Raw genomic sequence first — 2,245 nt, 5'->3', positions numbered from 1 at the left:
ACAGATGGACGCCTCGGACGAACTCCTTCGAGGAGATGACCCGGCGGCTCTTCTGACGCTGGACGGTGCCATCCGCAGCCTCAACGCTGCGATGACCACAGCGCTGGGCAGGCCGGCGGAGCAGTGCCTGGGACGTGACCTCGCTGAGCAGTGCCTGGGACGTGACTTCGGTGATCTGTGGCCCGCAAGCCAGCGGATGTCGGCCGAGAGCCTCGTGGCCCACGCCGCCAGGACGAAGACGGTCGCGATGCGGGTGCTGGACTTCCCCGGGCGAGGCGGAGCACCCGTTGCCTGCTTGATCGAGGCCCGGCCGGTCAAGGATCCCGCAAGTGACGAGCAACTGGTCTGGGTGCACGCACTGGATGCGCGAAACGACCTGGCGAGCCTGCTGATCCCGTTCCGGACGGCCACCACGGCAGCCGACCTCGGCCTGTGGATGTATTCATCCCAGGGGAACCAGCTCGAGTGGCTCGGTGGCGCGCCCGCCCTAGCCGCGACCTTCCCGGATCCCACTACGTACCTTTCCACAGTGATCTCGGCAGTGCACCCTGACGACCAGGAGGCCTTGCAGCAGCTCCTGCGCTCGACCTCCGCCCAGTCCTCCTGGGTGGGGTTGCGGTACCTCACCCAGCACGACGGCTGGCACCAACTGGCCGTTCAGACCCGTCGGATCCAGTTGGGCTATGACGGACCCGAGCGGATCTTCGGAATGGTCCGCGACGACACCAAGCAGGAGAAGCACAAGGAGAAGGCGCAGGCCGCGCTTACTGCCGAGCGACAGCGCGCCAAAGACATCGCCGAGTTCTCCTCCGCCTTGATCACTGCGGCCACGGAGCAGGAACTGCAGCAGGTCGTCCTGACCCGGCTCGCCGCAACCTTCGGCGCCAGCGGCGCCCTGCTCGCGCTCGTCGACGACGGCCGCCTGCGCGTCTCCACCGATGCCGGGATAGCCATGTGGGAAGTCGACGTCATGCACGGCATGTCGCTGGACCATCCGAGCCCGCTGCCCGAGGCGATCCGCACCGGCAAGTCGCACTTCATCCCCGACCGGGAGGATTACATCCGCCGCTGGCCACACGCGGCCCAATATCCGCACCTCGCCCGGCTCGGCCCCGACTACGCCACCTCCATCATGCCCCTCAGCGAGGCCGGCAACCAGCCCCTCGGGGCGTGGCTGGTGACCTACGGCAGCGGATACCGGCCGTCCCTGGACGAGCGGACCCTCGTGGGTACGCTGGCCGACCTGGCAGGCCAGGCACTGCGGCGCATCAGGTTGCAGCAGGCGCGCGTCGAGCTGGCCACGGCGCTGCAGCAGACCATGCTCCCCACGCTGCCCGAGCACCTCGCGGGCCTGGAGGTCGCCGCCCGCTACCAACCCAGCCGGGACGGGCTGGACATCGGCGGAGACTGGTACGACGCCTTCGTCATGCCCGACGGCACGATCGCACTGGAGATCGGCGACGTTCAAGGGCACGACGTCGACGCCGCCGCCCTCATGGGACAGGTGCGCTTGTCCATGCGCGCGATCGCCGCCCACGAACGGGATCCGGGAACCCTGCTGACGCGCACCAACGAGCTGCTCGTCACGATGGATGCGGCACGCTTCGCCAGCTGCACCATGCTGCATGTCGACCCGCGCGACGGACGGGTCACCGGCGCCAGCGCCGGCCATGTGCCGGTGCTGTACGCGTGCAGGGACGGCAGCCACAGCATCCGCGAGCTGCCGGGCGGACCGGTCCTGGGAGTCGTGCCCGACACCGAGTACCGCGAGGAGACCTTCACCCTGGACGAGGACAGCGCGCTGGTCATGGTCACCGACGGCGTGGTCGAAGGACCGGGCCTGACGTTGGAGGCCGGACTGGAGCGAGCCGGAACACTGGCCGCCCAAGCCCTCCACGACGGACTGAACGCCGAGGCGACCGCCGACCGCATCCTCGACGCCACGGTCGCGGTGGACCACCTCGACGACGTGGCCGTGCTGGTCATCCGACGCACATGACGGCGCCCGCGTCCTCAACCCTCTCCATACGGACCCCCAAGCCGGCCGCGGAAGGACCCTCCGGCCCCAGTCACCCAGAGCCCCAGTTTGGAAGACGGCGTATGTGGATGGCGGCTGACCTGGGAAGTCTCTGACCTGGGCTGGAGCGCGAGTGGCACCGCGGTTCCCCGTGAGGCCCCGGGAGATCCCGCCGGATCGGGCACGGCTGGCACTCGCCTCGAGCGGTAGATGGCTGGGGGTGCGCGG

1 protein-coding gene is annotated in these 2,245 nt (G+C 69.3%); it reads left to right on the top strand.

Annotated elements, in window-relative coordinates; all coding sequences use genetic code 11:
* The coding region (locus AB0I77_RS53370) for a SpoIIE family protein phosphatase (protein WP_363290300.1) at positions 1 to 1,999 on the top strand (1,999 nt) is incomplete at its 5' end.
* Between the last annotated feature and the right edge of the window lie 246 nt (positions 2,000 to 2,245).

The organism is Streptomyces sp. NPDC050619, from assembly GCF_040654815.1.
Classification (GTDB): Bacteria; Actinomycetota; Actinomycetes; order Streptomycetales; family Streptomycetaceae; genus Streptomyces.
Note: the sequence above shows the minus strand (reverse complement) of the source record. Positions and strands in the feature narration are given on the sequence as shown.